Annotated in this window: 23 protein-coding genes; 15 read left to right on the top strand and 8 right to left on the bottom strand. The window is 71.3% G+C overall.

What is annotated here, in order from left to right; translation table 11 throughout:
- Positions 1-154: 154 nt before the first annotated feature.
- Complete coding sequence (gene dtd, locus S1361_RS18700) at positions 155-580, top strand: D-aminoacyl-tRNA deacylase (protein WP_208032974.1); 426 nt, start codon at positions 155-157, stop codon at positions 578-580.
- A gap of 72 nt (positions 581-652) precedes the next feature.
- On the opposite strand, the gene ygfZ is transcribed toward dtd, so the two are convergent.
- From ygfZ to S1361_RS18715, 3 genes are all read right to left on the bottom strand, one after another.
- A complete protein-coding gene (gene ygfZ / locus S1361_RS18705) occupies positions 653-1,618 on the bottom strand; it encodes a CAF17-like 4Fe-4S cluster assembly/insertion protein YgfZ (RefSeq protein WP_208032975.1) in 966 nt (321 codons plus the stop codon).
- Positions 1,619-1,627: 9 nt separating this feature from the next.
- Positions 1,628-2,065, bottom strand: a complete 438-nt coding sequence (locus S1361_RS18710; protein WP_208032976.1) for a Fur family transcriptional regulator — start codon at positions 2,063-2,065, stop codon at positions 1,628-1,630.
- A 78-nt stretch (positions 2,066-2,143) separates the two neighbouring features.
- Positions 2,144-2,719: a heme-binding beta-barrel domain-containing protein gene (locus S1361_RS18715; RefSeq protein WP_208032977.1), complete on the bottom strand. Its 576-nt coding sequence runs from the start codon at positions 2,717-2,719 to the stop codon at positions 2,144-2,146.
- 322 nt (positions 2,720-3,041) lie between these two features.
- Between S1361_RS18715 and S1361_RS18720 the strand changes: the two genes are divergently transcribed.
- Positions 3,042-3,404, top strand: coding sequence for a DsrE family protein (locus S1361_RS18720; RefSeq protein ID WP_208032978.1), 363 nt, complete (start codon positions 3,042-3,044; stop codon positions 3,402-3,404).
- Position 3,405: 1 nt separating this feature from the next.
- Here the strand turns inward: S1361_RS18720 and S1361_RS18725 are convergent, their stop codons facing one another.
- Complete coding sequence (locus tag S1361_RS18725; RefSeq protein ID WP_208032979.1) at positions 3,406-3,669, bottom strand: DUF3099 domain-containing protein; 264 nt, start codon at positions 3,667-3,669, stop codon at positions 3,406-3,408.
- Between the two features lie 132 nt (positions 3,670-3,801).
- On the opposite strand from S1361_RS18725, the gene S1361_RS18730 reads away from it, so the two are divergent.
- The 7 genes from S1361_RS18730 to S1361_RS18755 all read left to right on the top strand — a co-directional run bounded on the left by S1361_RS18730 (position 3,802) and on the right by S1361_RS18755 (position 9,091).
- On the top strand, positions 3,802-4,539 hold the full coding sequence (locus tag S1361_RS18730; protein ID WP_208032980.1) for an LmeA family phospholipid-binding protein: 738 nt from the start codon (positions 3,802-3,804) through the stop codon (positions 4,537-4,539).
- 237 nt (positions 4,540-4,776) lie between these two features.
- On the top strand, positions 4,777-4,857 hold the full coding sequence (locus tag S1361_RS40330; RefSeq protein ID WP_350751515.1) for an Ms5788A family Cys-rich leader peptide: 81 nt from the start codon (positions 4,777-4,779) through the stop codon (positions 4,855-4,857).
- 128 nt (positions 4,858-4,985) lie between these two features.
- Positions 4,986-5,831, top strand: coding sequence for a sulfurtransferase (locus S1361_RS18735; RefSeq protein ID WP_208032981.1), 846 nt, complete (start codon positions 4,986-4,988; stop codon positions 5,829-5,831).
- Positions 5,832-5,863: 32 nt separating this feature from the next.
- Positions 5,864-6,151: a DUF1416 domain-containing protein gene (locus S1361_RS18740; RefSeq protein ID WP_028421436.1), complete on the top strand. Its 288-nt coding sequence runs from the start codon at positions 5,864-5,866 to the stop codon at positions 6,149-6,151.
- A gap of 388 nt (positions 6,152-6,539) precedes the next feature.
- The gene (locus S1361_RS18745) at positions 6,540-8,312 is read left to right on the top strand and encodes a hypothetical protein (RefSeq protein ID WP_208032982.1); all 1,773 of its coding nucleotides are present in this window, start codon (positions 6,540-6,542) and stop codon (positions 8,310-8,312) included.
- Positions 8,313-8,575: 263 nt separating this feature from the next.
- Positions 8,576-8,863 carry a hypothetical protein gene (locus S1361_RS18750; protein WP_208032983.1) on the top strand — a complete coding sequence of 96 codons (288 nt, stop codon included), beginning with the start codon at positions 8,576-8,578 and terminating at the stop codon, positions 8,861-8,863.
- A gap of 69 nt (positions 8,864-8,932) precedes the next feature.
- Positions 8,933-9,091, top strand: coding sequence for a DUF7196 family protein (locus S1361_RS18755; protein ID WP_208032984.1), 159 nt, complete (start codon positions 8,933-8,935; stop codon positions 9,089-9,091).
- Between the two features lie 45 nt (positions 9,092-9,136).
- Here S1361_RS18755 and S1361_RS18760 read toward each other — a convergent pair whose 3' ends face one another.
- From S1361_RS18760 to S1361_RS18770, 3 genes are read right to left on the bottom strand one after another with little or no spacing between them, the layout of a single operon-like run.
- On the bottom strand, positions 9,137-10,369 hold the full coding sequence (locus S1361_RS18760) for a hypothetical protein (protein WP_208032985.1): 1,233 nt from the start codon (positions 10,367-10,369) through the stop codon (positions 9,137-9,139).
- Positions 10,370-10,372: 3 nt separating this feature from the next.
- The gene (locus S1361_RS18765) at positions 10,373-10,627 is read right to left on the bottom strand and encodes a MoaD/ThiS family protein (RefSeq protein WP_208032986.1); all 255 of its coding nucleotides are present in this window, start codon (positions 10,625-10,627) and stop codon (positions 10,373-10,375) included.
- A gap of 55 nt (positions 10,628-10,682) precedes the next feature.
- The gene (locus tag S1361_RS18770; protein ID WP_208032987.1) at positions 10,683-11,531 is read right to left on the bottom strand and encodes an alpha/beta hydrolase; all 849 of its coding nucleotides are present in this window, start codon (positions 11,529-11,531) and stop codon (positions 10,683-10,685) included.
- Between the two features lie 180 nt (positions 11,532-11,711).
- Between S1361_RS18770 and S1361_RS18775 the strand changes: the two genes are divergently transcribed.
- From S1361_RS18775 to S1361_RS18800, 6 genes are all read left to right on the top strand, one after another.
- A complete protein-coding gene (locus S1361_RS18775) occupies positions 11,712-12,491 on the top strand; it encodes a winged helix-turn-helix transcriptional regulator (protein WP_208032988.1) in 780 nt (259 codons plus the stop codon).
- A 109-nt stretch (positions 12,492-12,600) separates the two neighbouring features.
- Positions 12,601-13,623 carry a LacI family DNA-binding transcriptional regulator gene (locus tag S1361_RS18780; protein ID WP_208032989.1) on the top strand — a complete coding sequence of 341 codons (1,023 nt, stop codon included), beginning with the start codon at positions 12,601-12,603 and terminating at the stop codon, positions 13,621-13,623.
- A 201-nt stretch (positions 13,624-13,824) separates the two neighbouring features.
- Entirely contained in the window at positions 13,825-14,805 is a 981-nt protein-coding gene (locus S1361_RS18785) for a S1C family serine protease (RefSeq protein WP_208032990.1), read from the top strand.
- Between the two features lie 24 nt (positions 14,806-14,829).
- Positions 14,830-15,051 (top strand): hypothetical protein, encoded by a 222-nt coding sequence (locus S1361_RS18790; protein WP_208032991.1) that lies wholly within the window; start codon positions 14,830-14,832, stop codon positions 15,049-15,051.
- 86 nt (positions 15,052-15,137) lie between these two features.
- A complete protein-coding gene (locus tag S1361_RS18795; RefSeq protein ID WP_208032992.1) occupies positions 15,138-15,872 on the top strand; it encodes a response regulator transcription factor in 735 nt (244 codons plus the stop codon).
- The gene (locus S1361_RS18800) at positions 15,869-17,377 is read left to right on the top strand and encodes a sensor histidine kinase (RefSeq protein ID WP_208032993.1); all 1,509 of its coding nucleotides are present in this window, start codon (positions 15,869-15,871) and stop codon (positions 17,375-17,377) included. Before S1361_RS18795 ends, S1361_RS18800 begins: the two co-directional genes overlap by 4 nt.
- Here S1361_RS18800 and S1361_RS18805 read toward each other — a convergent pair.
- Positions 17,332-17,865, bottom strand: coding sequence for a MarR family winged helix-turn-helix transcriptional regulator (locus S1361_RS18805; RefSeq protein WP_208032994.1), 534 nt, complete (start codon positions 17,863-17,865; stop codon positions 17,332-17,334). The genes S1361_RS18800 and S1361_RS18805 overlap by 46 nt on opposite strands.
- Between the last annotated feature and the right edge of the window lie 70 nt (positions 17,866-17,935).

Genomic DNA, 17,935 nt, shown 5'->3' on the forward strand with positions numbered 1-17,935 from the left:
TCTGACCGTCCCCTCGACCGGCGTGTGCAAGCATCGTGCCACCCCAACCGGCCACAATGTGACCGAGTGCCCCCGAACGGACGTAGATGGGCGGTAACAGATCCATATTGGACCCCGTGCGGGCGAGTGCGGGGCACCGGGCATGATGGTCCGCATGCGTGCGGTGGTGCAGAGAGTGGACGGCGCGAGCGTCGTCGTGGACGGCGAGACGGTGGGCGCGATCGAGGGCGAGGGCCTGTGCGTCCTGGTCGGGGTCACCCACGAGGACACCAAGGAGAAGGCGGCCCAGCTGGCCCGCAAGCTGTGGACGATCCGCATGCTGCAGGACGAGAAGTCCTGCAGCGACATCGCCGCCCCGCTCCTCGTGATCAGCCAGTTCACCCTCTACGGTGACGCCCGCAAGGGCCGCCGCCCCACCTGGAACGCGGCGGCCCCCGGCGACGTCGCCGAACCCCTGGTCGACGAGGTCGTGGCCCGGCTGCGCGCCCTGGGCGCGACGGTGGCGACGGGCCGGTTCGGCGCGCAGATGAAGGTGTCGCTGACCAACGACGGGCCGTTCACGGTGCTGCTGGAGATCTAGGCGCCGCCGACCGCCCGCCGACCGCCACGGCCACAGCCGCGGCCACGGCGGCCGCAACGGTTACGGCAGCGGCTACGGCTCGACCACCGTCTCCTGGGCCGCCGCCGTCTGCCCGGCCAGGAGGCGCGCGTCGACCGGGATGTTCCGCTTCACCAGGGCCAGGGCCACCGGGCCCAGCTCGTGGTGGCGGACCGACGTCGTCACGAAGCCGACCTTGCGGCCCTCGGGGCCCTCGTCGGCGAGGCGGATCTCCGTACCCGGCACCGGCAGGTGGACCTCGCTGCCGTCCAGGTGCAGGAAGACCAGCCGGCGCGGCGGCTTGCCCAGGTTCTGCACCCGGGCCACGGTCTCCTGCCCCCGGTAGCAGCCCTTCTGGAGGTGTACGGCCGTGCCGATCCAGCCCAGCTCGTGCGGGATGGTGCGGTGGTCGGTCTCGAAGCCGAGCCGGGGCCGGTGCTGCTCGACGCGCAGCGCCTCGTAGGCGAGGAGCCCGGCGGCGGGCCCGTGCCCGGCGGCGAACTCCTCGAGCTGCTCACGCGGCAGGAAGAGGTCACGGCCGAACGCCGTCTCGCGTACGACGACCCCGTCCGGAACGTCGGCGATGGAGCCGGCGGGCAGGTGCACCACGGCGAAGTCACCGGTGCGGTCGGCGACCTCCACCCGGTAGAAGAACTTCATCGACTCCAGGTACGCGATCAGTGCGTCCTGGGTGCCGGGCTCCACGTGCGCCCAGACGGTCGTACCGTCGTCCACCAGGTACAGCGCGTGCTCGATGTGTCCGTTCGCGGAGAGGATCAGGGCCTCGGTGGCCTCGCCCGCGGGCAGTTCGCTGACGTGCTGGGTGACCAGGAGGTGCAGCCAGCTCAGCCGGTCCTCGCCACTGACGGTGAGGACACCGCGGTGGGACAGGTCGACGAAACCGGTGCCGTCGGCGAGGGCGCGCTGCTCGCGGAACAGGTCGCCGTAGTGGGCGGCGACGCCTTCGTCCACACCCTCGGCGGGGACGGCGCCGGGCAGGGACAGCAGGGGGCTCTTCATACCGCAAGCCTACGTCGTGGTAGTTGAACCCTTCAGGGAACAGTCCTGGCACCGGCCGAAGATCGCGAAATGCTTCATGTCGGTGTCGAACCCGAACTGCCGGCGCAGCTTGGCCGTGAACTCCGCGGCCACCTCGACGTCCGCCTCGATCACGTTCTCGCAGTCCCGGCACACCAGGTGCAGATGGTGGTGGCGGTCGGCGAGGTGGTAGGTCGGGGCACCGTGCCCGAGGTGGGCGTGGCTGACCAGGCCCAGCTCCTCCAGCAGCTCCAGCGTCCGGTAGACGGTGGAAATGTTGACCCCCGACGCCGTCTTCCTCACTTCCACGAGGATGTCGTCGGGGGTCGCGTGCTCAAGGGTGTCCACGGCTTCGAGGACAAGCTGCCGCTGCGGCGTCAGCCGATAGCCGCGCTGCCTGAGGTCGCTCTTCCAGTCGGTGCTCACCACACCGGAAAGTCTAGAGCCACCGGGCGGCGGACCCATGGGGAGAACGGGTGGCGGGCCTGCCCGAAGAAGCGACGGGGCCTACTTGAAGAAGGCGATGCCGTCGTCCGGGAGGTCGTCCGGGAGGGCCTTCGCCCAGCGCTCGACGTCCTCCGGGGTGACGACCTTCTTCAGCTGGGCCGACATGTACGGGCGCAGCGTGACCTCGGGGGTCTGCTTCTCGCCGACCCACATCAGGTCGCTCTTCACGTAGCCGTACAGCCGCTTGCCGCCGCTGTACGGCTGCGAGCCGGGCGTGCGGGCCACGGCGTCCGTCACCAGGTCGATCTGCGGCTTCTTGTCGGCCATCTCGCCGTACCAGATCTCGATGACGCCGTCGTCGCGGGTCAGCGTCACCTCGACCTTGCGGTCGGCGTGGATCCGCCAGAAGCCGAACTCCGACTCCAGCGGGCGGACCTTGTTGCCGTCGTTGTCCAGCACCCAGGTGCGCGAGTGGTACTCCAGGAAGTCCCGGCCGTCGTGGCTGAAACTGACCTCCTGCCCGAAGTTGCACTTCTCCGAGCCGGGGAAGTCGTGCACGCCCGCGCCGGCCCAGTTGCCGAGCAGGAAGGCGAGCGGGACGAGGTCCTTGTGCAGGTCGGACGGGATCTCGATCATGAGCGACAGCTTTCCTCAGGCGTGGGTCAGCGCTGGCCCTGGTACAGCTTCTTCACGGTCAGACCGGCGAAGGCGAGCACGCCGACGCAGACCAGGACCAGCAGGGTTGAGAAGAAGATCTCCACGGGTGCTCCTTGAGCGAGGGTGGGCGAACGACAGAGCCGCAGCCCAGCTTACGCGGCCGCGACCGGGCACTCCGTGCGAGGGGCGGCGGCTTTCGTCGCGAGGGCGGCGGCCGTCGCCGCAAAGGCCGGTGGCCGTCCTCACCGGACCCGTGGCCGTCCTCGCGAGGGGCGGTGCCGCCGAGGGCTACGCTTCCCGCATGGCGAAGAAGCTCGTGATCAAGGTGACGGCCGGTGCGGACGCTCCCGAGCGGTGCTCGCAGGCGTTCACGGTGGCCGCGGTGGCCGTGGCCAGTGGGGTCGAGGTCTCGCTGTGGCTGACCGGGGAGTCGTCCTGGTTCGCGCTGCCGGGGCGGGCCGCCGAGTTCGAGCTGCCGCACGCCGCGCCGCTGCCCGACCTCATCGAGTCCCTCCTCGCCGGCGGGCGCATCACGCTGTGCACCCAGTGCGCCGCCCGCCGGGAGATCACCGAGAAGGACGTCATCGAGGGCGTGCGGATCGCGGGCGCGCAGGTGTTCGTGCAGGAGTCCCTGGCGGACGACACCCAGGCCCTCGTCTACTGAACTACGGCCGGGGGCGTTTCCTGCCGTCCAGCTCGTCCCACCACTCGTCGGACTGCGGGTCGCCGGAGGGGTCGTCCCACCAGCGGTCCTCCGGGCCCCTGCGGTTGGCGACCATCGCGGCGACGGGCGGGATGACCATGGCCACGACGCACATCCCGACGGCCGCCGGCACGGACCACAGGCGCACGACTCCCCACGCCAGGACGAAGAGTCCGATGCAGGTCCCCATCATGGCGAAGTAGATGTGCCGACGCCGGGCGTACACAAGTCCAGGGTAGGGCCGCCGGGCCCTGTCACAACTGATCCACAAATCCGCTCCGGCCTGCCCCGGCAGAGTTACCGTGGGGTATCCGTACCGGATTCCGAACACCGTCGCCGACCCGGGGGAACCAACCACATGCGCGCCCTGCGAATACTCCTGATCATCGTCGTGATCCTGGGCGGACTCTTCGTGATCGTGGACCGGGTCGCCGTGCACTTCGCCGAGGGCGAGGCCGCGGACAAGCTGAAGGCCACGGAGAACCTGGCCTCGACCCCGGACGTGGACATCAAGGGCTTCCCGTTCCTCACCCAGGTCGCGGGGGGCTCCCTGGACGACGTCGAGGTGAGCATCAAGGACTACCGGGCGGCCACCGGCAAGGCCGGCCAGACGATCCGGATCGACGATCTGAAGGCCGACATGAAGGGCGTCGAGTTCTCCGGCGACTACAGCTCGGCCACCGCGGCCACCGCGACCGGCACCGCGACGGTCTCCTACGCCGAGCTGCTGAAGACCGCCAGGTCCGAGCCGACCGAGGTGGCGCCGGGGGTCACCGCCCGGATCGTCGGACTCTCCGACGGCGGCAACGGGAAGATCAAGGTCGCGGTGGAGGGAACCGTCTCGTCCCTCGGGCTCAAGCAGACCGTGTCCGTGCTCAGCTCGGTGAGCGTCGTGAACAACAAGGTGGAGGTGCACGCGGACTCGCTGCCCAGGCTGGGCGCCGCCGCGATCGCCGAGAACCGCATCCGCGAGATCACCGACTTCCAGCAGGCCATCGACCAGCTGCCCGGCGGCATCGAGCTGGACAAGGTGCAGGCGGCGAAGGACGGCGTGGAGATCAGCGTGAAGGGTTCGGACGTCCGGCTGGCGGGGTAGAGCACGGACACCGGCGGTCGTACCCCGCCGGGCAGGCCGCCCGCACACCGGCCGCCACCTGCTGTCCGACTGGCGAGACGATCACGTCCGTAGCGTAGATGCGATGACCCGAGCGAGCGCCCGGAGACCGTCCACCGGTCCCCCGGGCGCTCTTCTCGTTCCGCCATGCGGACGATCGCGTCTCGCCATATGACACGCCGGTGACACGCCCGCCCGGACGTCCCTACGATCGACCGCATGAAGCGACAGGCGGATCTCACGAAGCGGCGGGCAGTGGACCTGTGCCGCGTTGCCGCCATGCTCTGTCGCCCCTTCTGAGCGGAAGCCCCGGCTCCCGCGTCTCACCCCCGCCCTGCTGCCAGGGCATCCGTGCGCCGCTCGGGCCCCGAGCGCGCACCCCTCTCTACTCGCACGCCCCGCCGCGACTGCCCCGGAGGAGAAAGAGCATGAGCCGCAGCGACGTCCTGGTCGACGCCGACTGGCTCCAGGAGCACCTGGACGACCCGACCATCGCCATCGTCGAGGTGGACGAGGACACGTCCGCCTACGAGAAGAACCACATCAAGAACGCGATCCGCATCGACTGGACCAAGGACCTCCAGGACCCGGTCCGCCGTGACTTCATCGACCAGGAGGGCTTCGAGAAGCTCCTGTCGGAGAAGGGCATCGCCAACGACCACACGGTGATCCTCTACGGCGGCAACAACAACTGGTTCGCGTCGTACGCCTACTGGTACTTCAAGCTGTACGGCCACGACAGCGTCAAGCTCCTCGACGGCGGCCGCAAGAAGTGGGAGCTGGACGCCCGCGAGCTGGTCCCCGGCGACGAGGTGCCCGAGCGCCCGAAGACCGACTACAAGGCCAAGCCGCAGGACACGTCGATCCGTGCCTTCCGCGACGACGTCGTGGCCGCCATCGGCTCCCACAACCTCGTCGACGTGCGCTCCCCCGACGAGTTCTCCGGCAAGCTGCTCGCCCCGGCGCACCTGCCGCAGGAGCAGTCGCAGCGCCCGGGCCACGTGCCGTCCGCGAAGAACATCCCGTGGTCGAAGAACGCCAACGACGACGGCACCTTCAAGTCGGACGAGGAGCTGAAGGAGCTCTACGCCGAGGAGAACGTCGACCTCGCCAAGGACACGATCGCCTACTGCCGCATCGGTGAGCGCTCGGCCCTGACCTGGTTCGTGCTGCACGAGCTGCTCGGCGTGGAGAACGTCAAGAACTACGACGGCTCCTGGACCGAGTACGGCTCCCTCGTCGGCGTGCCGATCGAGCTCGGCGCCGGCAAGTAGATCCCGACCGACCTTTTCCCTAGGAGTTGCACATGTGCGGAGCGAAGGCCGGTGGCCCCGACGCCTCGACGATCAAGCCCGGTGAGACCACGATCCAGGGCCAGGTGACGCGCGACGGCGAGCCGGTGACGGGCTACGTCCGTCTGCTCGACTCGACCGGCGAGTTCACCGCGGAGGTCCCCACCTCCGCGACCGGCCAGTTCCGGTTCTACGCGGCCGAGGGCACGTGGACGGTGCGCGCGCTGGTGCCCGGCGCGACCGCCGACCGCACGGTCGTCGCCCAGAAGGGCGGGCTGGCGGAGGTCGCCATCGCGGTGTGAGCAGGTCCTGACCGGACTCTGTGACGGCTGAGGGCCGCATCCCCTGGGTTGGACGCCAGTGGGGGGTGCGGCCCTTCGGCTTGCACGGGGCGAGGAGCGGGGCGTTCGGTGTTTCCCCTGTGTTCCCTGTGCGCGGTGATGCGGTGGGCAGTAGACCGTTCGGGTTAATCCCTATCCCGCATATGGTCGGCATTTGGCTGATGTGCTTGTAATGGAGTAACCGACTGTGGGTGCCCATCCTCTGTCGGGGCGTCAGGACGACGATTGTCTGACCGATCGTCGTTCACGTCCATGGGCACCCCGGCAGTTGAATGCGCGAACCGCACCATCGATGCGTGCGGTCGTGACGGCAGCCCACACCCGATTCTCCGCAAAAGGGGCTGCTCTCATGGCAGTGATCATCATTCCATCGACGGTGGCGGCTTGCTCGATCTTCTCCGCCATCGCCACCGGCGCACCCGCCGGTGCCACCTCGGCCGTCTTCACCTACGACGGCGCCGCCCCCCAGACACTGCCGGTGGTCAACGGCGTCGCCGGCGCGGCGACGTTCACGGCCGTCGGCTCCGGCGCACAGCAGGTCTCGGTGACCTACCTCGACGCCGGCGGTGCCCAGGTGGGGACCACCAGCGGCACGGTGACCGTCACCGCGGCGCCGGCAGGGACGATCTCGACGACGCTGTCCGCTCCCGGCGTCGGGACCACGACAGCCACCACCACGCTGACCTGCAGTGGCGGCCTGGCTTCCGTCAACGGGACCCTGACCTACACCCTGCCGGGCGGGGCCACGGTCACGGCCGCAGTGGTCAACGGCGTGGTCGCGCCGACCGATCTGGGGGTCGCGCTGACAGCGGGTCAGACGGTGAGCGTCAGCTTCACCCCGGCACCCGGCTCCTGCGCGGCGTGCACCTTCGCCGCGGTCACCGTCACCGTCCCCCCACCGCCGCCCTGCATGGTGTTCCTGCTGCCGCCGTCGGGGACGGTGGTGGCCGGGCAGCCGACCAGCCTGACCGCGGTCGTGCTGTGCAACGGCGTGCCGGTCTCCGGCGCCTCGGTCACCTTCAGCGGCGGCGGCGCCACCCCGGTGACCGTCACCACCAACGCCCTGGGCATCGCCACCGGATCGCTGACCTTCCCCACCGCAGGACCCGCCACGGTCACCGCGACGGTCACCGCCGCCGGCACCGCCTGCTCCTGCACCAACGTCTCCTCCAACCCCATCACCGTCAACGTCACCGCCCCGCCGACCTGTTCGGTGGTGCTCCGGCCCGTGGTCGGTCCGGTCGTCGTCGGACAGCCCACCACCGTGACCGCGGTCGTGCTGTGCAACGGCGTGCCCGTCTCCGGCGCCTCGGTCACCTTCAGCGGCGGCGGCGCGACCCCCGTGACCGTCACCACCAACGCCCTGGGCATCGCCACCGGATCGCTGACCTTCCCCACCGCAGGACCCGCCACGGTCACCGCGACGGTCACCGCCGCCGGCACCACCTGCTCCTGCACCAACGTCTCCTCCAACCCCATCACCGTCAACGTCACCGCCCCGCCGACCTGTTCGGTGGTGCTCCGGCCCGTGGTCGGTCCGGTCGTCGTCGGACAGCCCACCACCGTGACCGCGGTCGTGCTGTGCAACGGCGTGCCCGTCTCCGGCGCCTCGGTCACCTTCAGCGGCGGCGGCGCCACCCCGGTGACCGTCACCACCAACGCCCTGGGCATCGCCACCGGATCGCTGACCTTCCCCACCGCAGGACCCGCCACGGTCACCGCGACGGTCACCGCCGCCGGCACCACCTGCTCCTGCACCAACGTCTCCTCCACCCCCGTCACCGTCACCGTGACCATCCCGCCGACCTGCATGGTGTTCCTGCTGCCGCCGTCGGGGACGGTGGTGGCCGGGCAGCCGATCAGCCTGACCGCGGTCGTGCTGTGCAACGGCGTGCCCGTCTCCGGCGCCTCGGTCACCTTCAGCGGCGGCGGCGCCACCCCGGTGACCGTCACCACCAACGCCCTGGGCATCGCCACCGGATCCCTGACCTTCCCCACCGCAGGACCCGCCACGGTCACCGCGACGGTCACCGCCGCCGGCACCACCTGCTCCTGCACCAACGTCTCCTCCACCCCGATCACCGTCACCGTGACCGGGGCAGGGACGAGCGTGACGCTGTAGGCGCTGCCCTCATGCCGACAGCCCAGCCCGCGGATACCGCTGCCGAGCACCTTCGGCGGGCAACCGGTGGCCGCCGGCCTGTCTGCCGGTGTGGCAGCCCGATCTGACGGTTCGCCGACAGGCGATCGTCTTTCCCCCACACACACAGAGAGTCGTCCCCCCGTCGTGCAAGGACGGGGGGACGACCCGATCTCCCAGCCTAGCGGCGAGCGCGTACACGCCGCCCGGCCCGCCGACAAACCCGCCTGCTGAGGGGAGACCCCATGAGCCTGACGGCGTTCCTGCTGGCCCTCGGCGCCACTTGCCGCATCACCCGTCTCCTCACCAAGGACACGCTCGCGGCCGGCTTCAGAACACAGGTCGCCGATCGCTTCGGCGACGACTCCAAGGCCGCCTACCTGGTCGGTTGTGGATGGTGCGCGAGCGTGTGGGTCGCGGCCGCCATGACCGTCTACGCCCTCGCACTGGCGGACAGCGCCTGGTTCACGGTCCCGACGACCGCCCTGAGCCTGTCCTACCTCGTGGGACTGGCCTCCCGATGGCTGGACTGACCGGCGCCGACACCCGTCGGCGGCCGCGACTTCGGTGCTCAGGCACCGAGACACCAAAGGAGAACGCGCATGGCCTGCAACTGCGGCGGGGCATCCCCGCAGCCCCCCGTCCTCTACCAGCTGAACCTGCCCGACGGCACCATCCGCCAGTACGTCACCTACCAGGAGGCCCTGGCCGCCCAGGAACGAGCGGGCGGCATCGGCACGATCACCGTGACCACCCGGTGAGCCTCATCGCCGCGTGATGCAGTCCTGGGGCGGCCGGAACGGCTCCTAGCCCAGCGCCCGTCCCAGGACCCACACCACCGGTGCCGCCGCCGACAGGGGCAGGGCCACGCCCGCCGTGAAGTGGACGAAGCGGGACGGGTAGTCGTAGCTGGCGACCCGGTGGCCGATCAGGGCGCACGCCCCGGCGGCGGCGCCCAGCAGCGCGCCCTTCGCGCCGAGGTCGGTCATGTTGCCCACCGCGATGCCCGCGCCCGCCGCCGCCAGCAGGGCGACGACGACCGAAACCGGGGTGGGGAGGGGCACGGCACGGGCCAGGACGGCGACCGCCACCGCCGCCGCGCCGGCCGAGACCGTGTGCGGGTCGGCGGCCAGACAGCCCGTGGCCAGGATCGCGAGCGCCGCCGAGGTGACCGTGGCCATCAGGCCGTACATCCGCTCGTCCGGCGAGGCGTGCGAGCGCAGCTGGAGGACGAGGGAGAGCAGGACCCAGAGGCCGAGCGTGCCGAGGATGGCGACCAGGGCGTGGTCGCGGCCGGCCGCCAGGACCGCCACGTCGGCCGTCAGCGCGCCCGCGAAGGCCAGCGCGATGCCCTGCCGGGCGGGCCACATGCCGTTCAGTCGGAACCAGCCCGCGGCCGTCACCGCCTGGAGCAGCACCAGCGGTACGGCGAGGGCGTACGAGGCGATGGGGGCCGTGGCGGCCAGCAGCAGGCCCAGGACGGCGGTGAGCAGCGCCGGCTGCATGCCGGGCTCGATGATCGGGGAACGGCCCTCCAAGCGGGCCCGCTGCGCGTCGGTGATGCGCGCGTTGCCGGCCACGGTGGCGGGGCCGTAGGAGGGCTCGGCCTCCGCCGTTTCGGCCGTCGGAGCGGCCGCCCGCGGGGGCGCCGCCGCTGCCGGTTCCGGAGCTGGTGCGTACGTCCCGGCGTACGGGTCCGCGTACTGCTGGGGCTGCTCGTACTGCTGAGACGGCTGGTACTGCTGAGACTGGGACTGCTCGTACTGCCGAGGCTGGTGGTACTGAGGCGGCTGGTACTGCTGCTGCTGCTCGTACTGCTGGTAGCCGGCGTGGCCCTGCTGCTGTTGCTGCGCCGGCACGTACGCCGTCTCCGCCTGCACCGGCGCGTGGGTCTGGGTCTCCCAGGTCTGGCCCTGCCACTGCTGGGTCGCCTCAGGGTCGTGGCCGGGCTCGCCGTGGTGCGGGTCCTGTGCGGGCCACTGCTGCTGGTAGGGGTCGTAGCCCTCGTAGGGGCCGCCCTGGTACGGCTGGTCGGTCATCGCTCACCCTCCTGCGAACGGCGGGAGCACCTCGACCGTGCCGCCCTCGGCCAGCCGTACCGTCTCATGCGCGCGGGTCCCGACGGGGTCACCGTCGACGAGGAAGGAGCATCGCTGCAGCACGCGCGTGAGCTCACCGGGGTGTCGCGCACGCACGGCGGCCAGCGCGTCGGCCAGCGTGTCCGCCTCGTGCGGCTCGTCGGCGACCCCGGCCGCGGCCTTGGCGGCGGCCCAGTAGCGCACCGTGACCTTGGGCATCTGAATCCTCAATCGACGGCAGAACAAGAAAACGTCAAAGACAGTGTGAGTCAGGCTAGCCCGCCGCCGACACCGCCCACTGACCGATCCGGGCCATCAGGGCGTCGTCGGCCGCGTGCTCGGCGTGGCCCATGCCCGGTTCGACCCAGAGTTCGCCGTGCTCGCCGGCCGCCTCGGCGAGCATCCGCGGATGGTCGAGCGGGAAGTAGCCGTCGCGGTCGCCGTGCACGACGAGCAGGGGCGTCGGGGCGATCCGGGGGACGGCCTGCACCGGGGAGAGCGGGACGGGGTCCCAGTCGCGGTGGTGGATGCGGGTGCGCAGGCCGTAGCGGCCGACCAGGCGGCCCGCGGGACGGGTGACCAGCCAGTGCAGGCGGCGCATGGGTGCGGTGCCCCGGTAGTACCAGCGGGCCGGGGCGCTGACGGAGACGACGGCGTCCGTGCCGCCGTACAGGGCCGCGTGCCGCAGGACCACCGAGCCGCCCATGGAGAAGCCGACGGTGACCACGCGCGTGTGCCCGAGGCGGCGGGCCCGGTCCACGGCGGCGGCCAGGTCCAGCACCTCCTTGTCGCCGACCGTGGAGCGGCCGCCGGAGCGTCCGTGGCCGCGGAAGGAGAAGGTGAGGACCGCGCCGTGGCCGCGCAGGACGGCCGCCACCCGGCGCACGTGCGGGCGCTCCACGTCCCCGGTGAAGCCGTGGGCGACCACGAACACCAGGTCACGGGAGGGTGGCCGGGAGGCGTCGGGAACCGCTTCGTATACGGCGGACCCGGGATCGTATACGGAATCGATCGCAATTCCGTCGGCCGTGCGCAGAAACGTCCGGATAGGGCCCTGTCTGCCTGTCTCGCCATTCGGACGAACGGTGGAACGTGTCCCATGACCTGCCGAACGGTTGCTCATGTGGGCTATTCTGCTGGGCAGAGGACTCGGGCAGCGTAGCCCCCGGGTCCTTTTGTGCTTTCGGAAGCGTTGTATACACAGCGGGAAACCCCAGGTGACCGCCGGTGTACGGGGCCTTCGGGATCGCAGGGCAGTACCCGTCCGCACAGTCCTCGCAGGGACCGAGGAGGAACCAGACGTATGAGTTCTCTGCTGCTCCTGACCAACGCCCTCCAGCCGTCGACGGAGGTGCTCCCGGCCCTCGGCCTGCTCCTGCACAACGTGCGGGTCGCCCCGGCGGAGGGGCCCGCCCTGGTCGACACCCCGGGCGCCGACGTCATCCTCGTCGACGGCCGCCGCGACCTTCCGCAGGTCCGCAGTCTGTGCCAGCTGCTGCGCTCCACCGGCCCCGGCTGTCCGCTGCTCCTCGTCGTCACCGAGGGCGGCCTCGCCGCCGTCACCGCCGACTGGGGCATCGACGACGTGCTGCTGGACACCGCCGGTCCCGCCGAGGTCGAGGCGCGCCTGCGGCTCGCCATGGGCCGCCAGCAGATCGTCAACGACGACTCGCCCATGGAGATCCGCAACGGTGATCTCTCGGTGGACGAGGCCACGTACAGCGCGAAGCTCAAGGGACGGGTCCTGGACCTGACCTTCAAGGAGTTCGAGCTGCTCAAATACCTCGCCCAGCACCCGGGCCGGGTCTTCACCCGTGCCCAGCTGCTTCAGGAGGTGTGGGGCTACGACTACTTCGGCGGCACCCGTACGGTCGACGTGCACGTACGACGGCTGCGCGCCAAGCTCGGCCCCGAGCACGAGTCGCTGATCGGAACCGTCCGGAACGTCGGTTATCGATTCGTTACGCCCGAGAAGCCCGACCGCTCCGCCGAGGAGGCCAAGGCCAAGGCCGGCCGGGCAAAGCCGGAGGATGCGGACGCAACCGCCGCCCTGGACGGCGCCGAGGTGCACGCGGAGGCGTGACCGGGACGCAGCCCGACGCGTGGGCGGTGCCCGGAACGGGCAGTGTCCACGCGCGGCCGCCATGTGATACGCCCTGCCCAGGACGGGTCAATCCGCGTAGACTCCGCGCGTGGCCAAGGTGACTCGGGATGACGTGGCACGGCTGGCTGGAACCTCCACCGCCGTCGTCAGTTATGTCATCAACAACGGACCCCGGCCGGTCGCCCCGGCCACGCGCGAGCGTGTCCTCGCGGCGATCAAGGAACTGGGGTACCGGCCGGACCGGGTCGCCCAGGCGATGGCCTCGCGGCGCACCGACCTCATAGGCCTCATCATCCCCGACGCCCGCCAGCCCTTCTTCGGCGAGATGGCGCACGCGGTCGAGCAGGCCGCCTCCGAGCGCGGGAAAATGGTCCTGGTCGGCAACACCGACTACATCGGCGAGCGCGAGGTCCACTATCTGCGCGCCTTCCTCGGCATGCGCGTCTCGGGGCTGATCCTCGTCTCCCACGCCCTGAACGACCTCGCCGCCGCCGAGATCGACGCCTGGGACGCCCGGGTGGTGCTGCTGCACGAGCGGCCGGAGGCCATCGACGACGTCGCCGTGGTGACGGACGACCTCGGCGGCGCCCAGCTGGCCGTTCGCCACCTGCTGGAGCACGGCTACGACTACGTCGCCTGCATGGGCGGTACGGCGCAGACGCCGGCCGTCGGCGACCCGGTCTCCGACCACGTCGAGGGCTGGAAGCGGGCCATGGCCGAGGCTGGCCTGTCCACCGAGGGCCGGCTGTTCGAGGCGCCGTACAACCGGTACGACGCCTACCGCGTTGCCCTGGAGATCCTGTCCGGCCCCCGCCGGCCGCCCGCGATCTTCTGCTCCACCGACGACCAGGCCATCGGCCTGCTGCGGGCCGCGCGTGAACTGCGCATCGACGTGCCCGGACAGCTCGCGGTGGCCGGGTTCGACGACATCAAGGAGGCCGCGCTCGCCGACCCGCCGCTGACCACGGTCGCCTCCGACCGCTCGGCGATGGCCCGGGCGGCGGTCGACCTGGTGCTGGACGACGGGCTGCGGGTCGCCGGGTCCCGGCGCGAGCGGCTGAAGACGTTCCCGTCCCGGCTGGTGGTGCGCACCAGCTGCGGCTGCGTTTAGCTCCGCCGGTTCGGCCGTCCGGTTCGGCCGTCCGGTTCGGCCGTCGTGCGTCCTGCCGCCTGGCGGTGGCCGGTCGCACAGTTCCCCGCGCCCGTCCGGGGCGCGCTTCCGTGCAGCTCTTCATATCGGACAAACGAGGTTCTGCCGGGCTTCTCAGGGAGCACTCAGGAAGCTCTCATGGTCACGGGGGAACCTCTCCTCATGACCGAGAGCCAGGGCACCTACGAGCAGCCGTACTCCTCCTCCGCCCCCGTGAACCCCGAGTGGCCGCCCCCGCCGCCGTACCAGCCGATCACGGAACCCGCTCCGCACAGGAAGAAGCGGACCCGGGGCCCGGTGGGCCTGCTCGCGGCGGTCGCGATCGTCGCGGCGGCGGTCGGCGGCGGCACGGCCTACGCCTTCCAGGAGCTGACCGGCGAGGGCACGACCGCCACCGCCGGCACCAGCACCACCGTGGTGCCCACCGGCAAGCGGGGTGACGTCGCCGCCATAGCCGCCGCGGTCAGCCCCAGCGTGGTCGAGATCAACGCGACCCTCGCGGGCGGCTCCTCCACCGGCTCCGGCGTGATCATCACGTCGGACGGCGAGATCGTCACCAACAACCACGTCGTCTCCGGCGCCTCCTCGATCAAGGTGCGCACCAGCGACGGCAGGAGCCACACCGCCGAGGTGGTCGGCACCGACAGCTCCAAGGACCTGGCGCTGATCAAGCTGCGGGGCGCCTCCGGCCTGAAGCCGGCCGCGCTCGGCGACTCCGGCGGCGTCCAGGTCGGCGACACGGTCGTCGCGATCGGCTCCCCCGAGGGCCTGACCGGCACGGTCACCAGCGGCATCGTCTCCGCCCTGAACCGGGACGTCACCGTCTCCACCGACGAGAACCAGGGCCAGGGCGGCGACGGGCAGTGGCCGTTCCAGTTCGGCGGCCGTGAGTTCAACGGCGACACCGGCTCGTCCACCACCACCTACAAGGCCATCCAGACCGACGCGTCCCTCAACCCCGGCAACTCCGGCGGTGCCCTGATCGACGCGAGCGGACACGTCATCGGCATCAACTCCGCGATGTACGCCGGCTCGCAGGCCGCCTCGTCCTCGGACGCGGGCAGCATCGGCCTCGGCTTCGCGATCCCCGTCGACACCGTCAAGTCCGACCTCGCCAAGCTGCGGGCGGGCTCCGGCAGTTAGCAGCACGAGTGCAAGGAGCAGGTCATGATCAAGAACGTTCCCCACCAGTTCGCCGAACGCGGTCCGGCCGGCCTCGCCCTGGCCCTGTCCATCGTGGCCGAACTGCACGTGCCCCTTCCGGCCCCCCGCGCCCCCGAGGTGGCGGCCGTGACGCCGGTGCCCCAGCTGATGGGCCTGCGCACCTCCGCCGCCCGCCCGCACCGCCGCAAGGTCCCGCTGCACCGGCTGAACACGGTCGCCGCCTGACCGGCGGGCGTGTCCCCGGCCCCCTGACATGGGAGGCTGAAGGACACCGACCGCCCCGTCCACCGCACCCCGAGGAACCGCGAGCGATGAGTCCCGCCGAAGGCGACCGCGACACCCAGCGCATCCTGATCGTCGACGACGAGCCGGCCGTACGCGAGGCCCTCCAGCGCAGCCTCGCCTTCGAGGGGTACGACACCGAGGTCGCCGTCGACGGCGCGGACGCCCTGGAGAAGGCCAGGGCCTACCAGCCGGACCTGGTCGTGCTGGACATCCAGATGCCGCGCATGGACGGTCTGACGGCGGCCCGCCGCATCCGGGGTGCGGGGGACACCACCCCGATCCTGATGCTCACCGCCCGCGACACGGTCGGCGACCGGGTCACCGGCCTGGACGCGGGCGCCGACGACTACCTGGTCAAGCCCTTCGAACTGGACGAGCTGTTCGCCCGCATCCGGGCCCTGCTGCGCCGCAGCTCCTACGCGGCGGCGGTCTCCGCCCAGGCCCAGGCGGACGAGGCGCTCACCTTCGCCGACCTGCGCATGGACCTCGCGACCCGGGAGGTCACGCGCGGCGGCCGGCCCGTCGAGCTGACCCGCACCGAGTTCACCCTGCTGGAGATGTTCATGGCACACCCGCGCCAGGTGCTGACCCGTGAGCAGATCCTGAAGGCGGTGTGGGGCTTCGACTTCGAGCCCTCCTCCAACTCGCTCGACGTCTACGTCATGTACCTGCGGCGCAAGACCGAGGCCGGCGGCGAGCCCCGCCTGGTGCACACCGTGCGCGGGGTCGGCTACGTCCTGCGGCAGGGCGGCGCCGAGTGAACCGGCTGACCCGCCGCTACCGGGCCCTGCCGCTGCGGGCGCGCCTCGCCATGCTGGTCGCGGCGGCGGTGGCGTTCGCGGTGGCGGCGGTCTCGGTGACGTGCTGGTTCATCGTGGAGCGGAAGCTGTACAACCAGCTCGACCTGGATCTGCAGAAGTCCCTGCGCAACACGCAGATGGACCAGCTGCAGTTCACCCTCGACCACTGCACGGACACACCGCAGGCGAACGGCTTCTTCCGGGACCGGTACTCGCAGCTGGTCATGGAGGACGGCAGGATCTGCCTCTTCGGGGGCGCTTCCAGCAGGATCAAGGTCCTCCAGGCCGACAAGACGGAGATCAAGAACCTCGACCCCGACAACAACATCCTGTACTTCCGCAACGGAACGGACGACGAGGGCAACGAGCTGCGGGTGCTCACCAAGCCCATCGGCCCCACCGCGACCGTGACGGGCGGACGCGGGCCCAACGTCGGCGTGCTCGTCGCCGCACCGCTGAAGACCACGCAGAAGACCCTCAACGACCTCGCGCTGATCCTGCTCCTGGTGTCCGCCGGCGGCGTCGTCGGCGCCGGGGCCGCGGGCCTCGCGGTCGCCCGGGCCGGGCTGCGGCCCGTCGACAAGCTCACCGAGGCCGTGGAACACGTGGCCCGCACCGAGGACCTGACCATCCGCATCCCCGTCGAGGACGTCAGCGAGGACGAGGTGGCCCGGCTGTCCCGGTCGTTCAACTCGATGACCGCCTCGCTGGCCAGCTCCCGTGACCTCCAGCAGCAGCTGATCGCGGACGCCGGCCACGAACTGCGTACGCCCCTGACCTCGTTGCGGACGAACATCGAACTCCTCACCCGCAGCGAGGAGACCGGCCGGCCCATCCCGCCGGAGGACCGCAAGGCGCTGCTCGCCTCGGTGAAGGCGCAGATGACCGAGCTGGCCGCACTGATCGGCGACCTGCAGGAGCTGTCCCGCTCGGAGGGGCAGCACGGTGAGCGGGTCCAGGTGGTCTCCCTGCGGGACACCGTCGAGGCGGCCCTGCGCCGGGCGCGGCTGCGCGGTCCGGAGCTGTCGATCACCGCGGACCTGGAGCCCTGGTTCGTCCGGGCGGAGCCCTCCGCGCTGGAGCGGGCGGTGGTCAACATCCTGGACAACGCGGTGAAGTTCAGCCCCGAGGGCGGCACGGTCGAGGTGCGGCTGAGCGGCGGTGTGCTGACGGTCCGCGACCACGGTCCCGGCATCGCCGAGGACGAACTCCCGCACGTCTTCGACCGCTTCTGGCGCTCCCCCAGCGCCCGCGCCCTGCCGGGTTCCGGCCTCGGCCTGTCCATCGTGGCCCGCACGGTCCAGCAGGCCGGCGGCACGGTGGTGCTGGCCCGTGCGGAGGGCGGCGGCACGGTGGCGACGGTACGGCTGCCGGGCGCGCCGACACCACCTCCCGAGACGCCCGGGACGCCCGAGACCCTTCAGCCGCCGGAGCCGCCGGAGCCGCCGGAGGCACCGGCCGGCTGAGGCGGGGGCTGGTCCGGCCTGGGCAGGGTGCGCAGGCGCTCGATCTGGGCCTGGCCGAGGTCGTGCGCCCGGCGCATGTGCCGGGTGATCGCCCTCAGCTCGTCCTCGCTGTGGTCGTCCAGCAGGGTCTGCCAGGTCCGGCCGAGGTCGTCCCACAGCGCGGTGACCCGGGCGAGGCGCTCGGGGACCGGGGTGACCAGCACACGGCGGCGGTCGTGCCGGTCGGGGGTGCGGACGACGTAGCCGCCGCGTTCCAGGCGGTCCACGAGGCGGGTGGCCGAGCCGGTGGTGAGGCCGGTCCGGTCGGCGATCTGCCGGACGGTGAGCGGTTCCGGCTCGGCGGTCAGCAGGCTCAGGCACTGCACGTCGGTCGGGTGCAGCCCGAGGTGGTCGGCGACGGCCTGGTTGAACAGGACGTACCCGGCCAGGTAGCGCCGGGACTCCAGGGCCAGCTCCTCGTAGAGGCGGGTCCGGTCGGGGTCGGTCACGGCGGGGCTCCTTCCCGAAAATCACTGCGCGGCGCAGCGAACTGTGGCTAGTCTGCTGCGTGGCGCAGCA

This window comes from Streptomyces cyanogenus (assembly GCF_017526105.1).
Taxonomy (GTDB): Bacteria; Actinomycetota; Actinomycetes; order Streptomycetales; family Streptomycetaceae; genus Streptomyces; species Streptomyces cyanogenus.

Coding starts and splice junctions, on each gene's coding strand:
- dtd (WP_208032974.1), top strand. CDS start 155: ATGCGTGCGGTGGTGCAGAGAGTGGACGGCGCGAGCGTCGTCGTGGAC.
- ygfZ (WP_208032975.1), bottom strand. CDS start 1,618: ATGAAGAGCCCCCTGCTGTCCCTGCCCGGCGCCGTCCCCGCCGAGGGT.
- S1361_RS18715 (WP_208032977.1), bottom strand. CDS start 2,719: ATGATCGAGATCCCGTCCGACCTGCACAAGGACCTCGTCCCGCTCGCC.
- S1361_RS18720 (WP_208032978.1), top strand. CDS start 3,042: ATGGCGAAGAAGCTCGTGATCAAGGTGACGGCCGGTGCGGACGCTCCC.
- S1361_RS18730 (WP_208032980.1), top strand. CDS start 3,802: ATGCGCGCCCTGCGAATACTCCTGATCATCGTCGTGATCCTGGGCGGA.
- S1361_RS40330 (WP_350751515.1), top strand. CDS start 4,777: ATGAAGCGACAGGCGGATCTCACGAAGCGGCGGGCAGTGGACCTGTGC.
- S1361_RS18735 (WP_208032981.1), top strand. CDS start 4,986: ATGAGCCGCAGCGACGTCCTGGTCGACGCCGACTGGCTCCAGGAGCAC.
- S1361_RS18740 (WP_028421436.1), top strand. CDS start 5,864: ATGTGCGGAGCGAAGGCCGGTGGCCCCGACGCCTCGACGATCAAGCCC.
- S1361_RS18745 (WP_208032982.1), top strand. CDS start 6,540: ATGGCAGTGATCATCATTCCATCGACGGTGGCGGCTTGCTCGATCTTC.
- S1361_RS18750 (WP_208032983.1), top strand. CDS start 8,576: ATGAGCCTGACGGCGTTCCTGCTGGCCCTCGGCGCCACTTGCCGCATC.
- S1361_RS18755 (WP_208032984.1), top strand. CDS start 8,933: ATGGCCTGCAACTGCGGCGGGGCATCCCCGCAGCCCCCCGTCCTCTAC.
- S1361_RS18760 (WP_208032985.1), bottom strand. CDS start 10,369: ATGACCGACCAGCCGTACCAGGGCGGCCCCTACGAGGGCTACGACCCC.
- S1361_RS18765 (WP_208032986.1), bottom strand. CDS start 10,627: ATGCCCAAGGTCACGGTGCGCTACTGGGCCGCCGCCAAGGCCGCGGCC.
- S1361_RS18770 (WP_208032987.1), bottom strand. CDS start 11,531: ATGAGCAACCGTTCGGCAGGTCATGGGACACGTTCCACCGTTCGTCCG.
- S1361_RS18775 (WP_208032988.1), top strand. CDS start 11,712: ATGAGTTCTCTGCTGCTCCTGACCAACGCCCTCCAGCCGTCGACGGAG.
- S1361_RS18785 (WP_208032990.1), top strand. CDS start 13,825: ATGACCGAGAGCCAGGGCACCTACGAGCAGCCGTACTCCTCCTCCGCC.
- S1361_RS18790 (WP_208032991.1), top strand. CDS start 14,830: ATGATCAAGAACGTTCCCCACCAGTTCGCCGAACGCGGTCCGGCCGGC.
- S1361_RS18795 (WP_208032992.1), top strand. CDS start 15,138: ATGAGTCCCGCCGAAGGCGACCGCGACACCCAGCGCATCCTGATCGTC.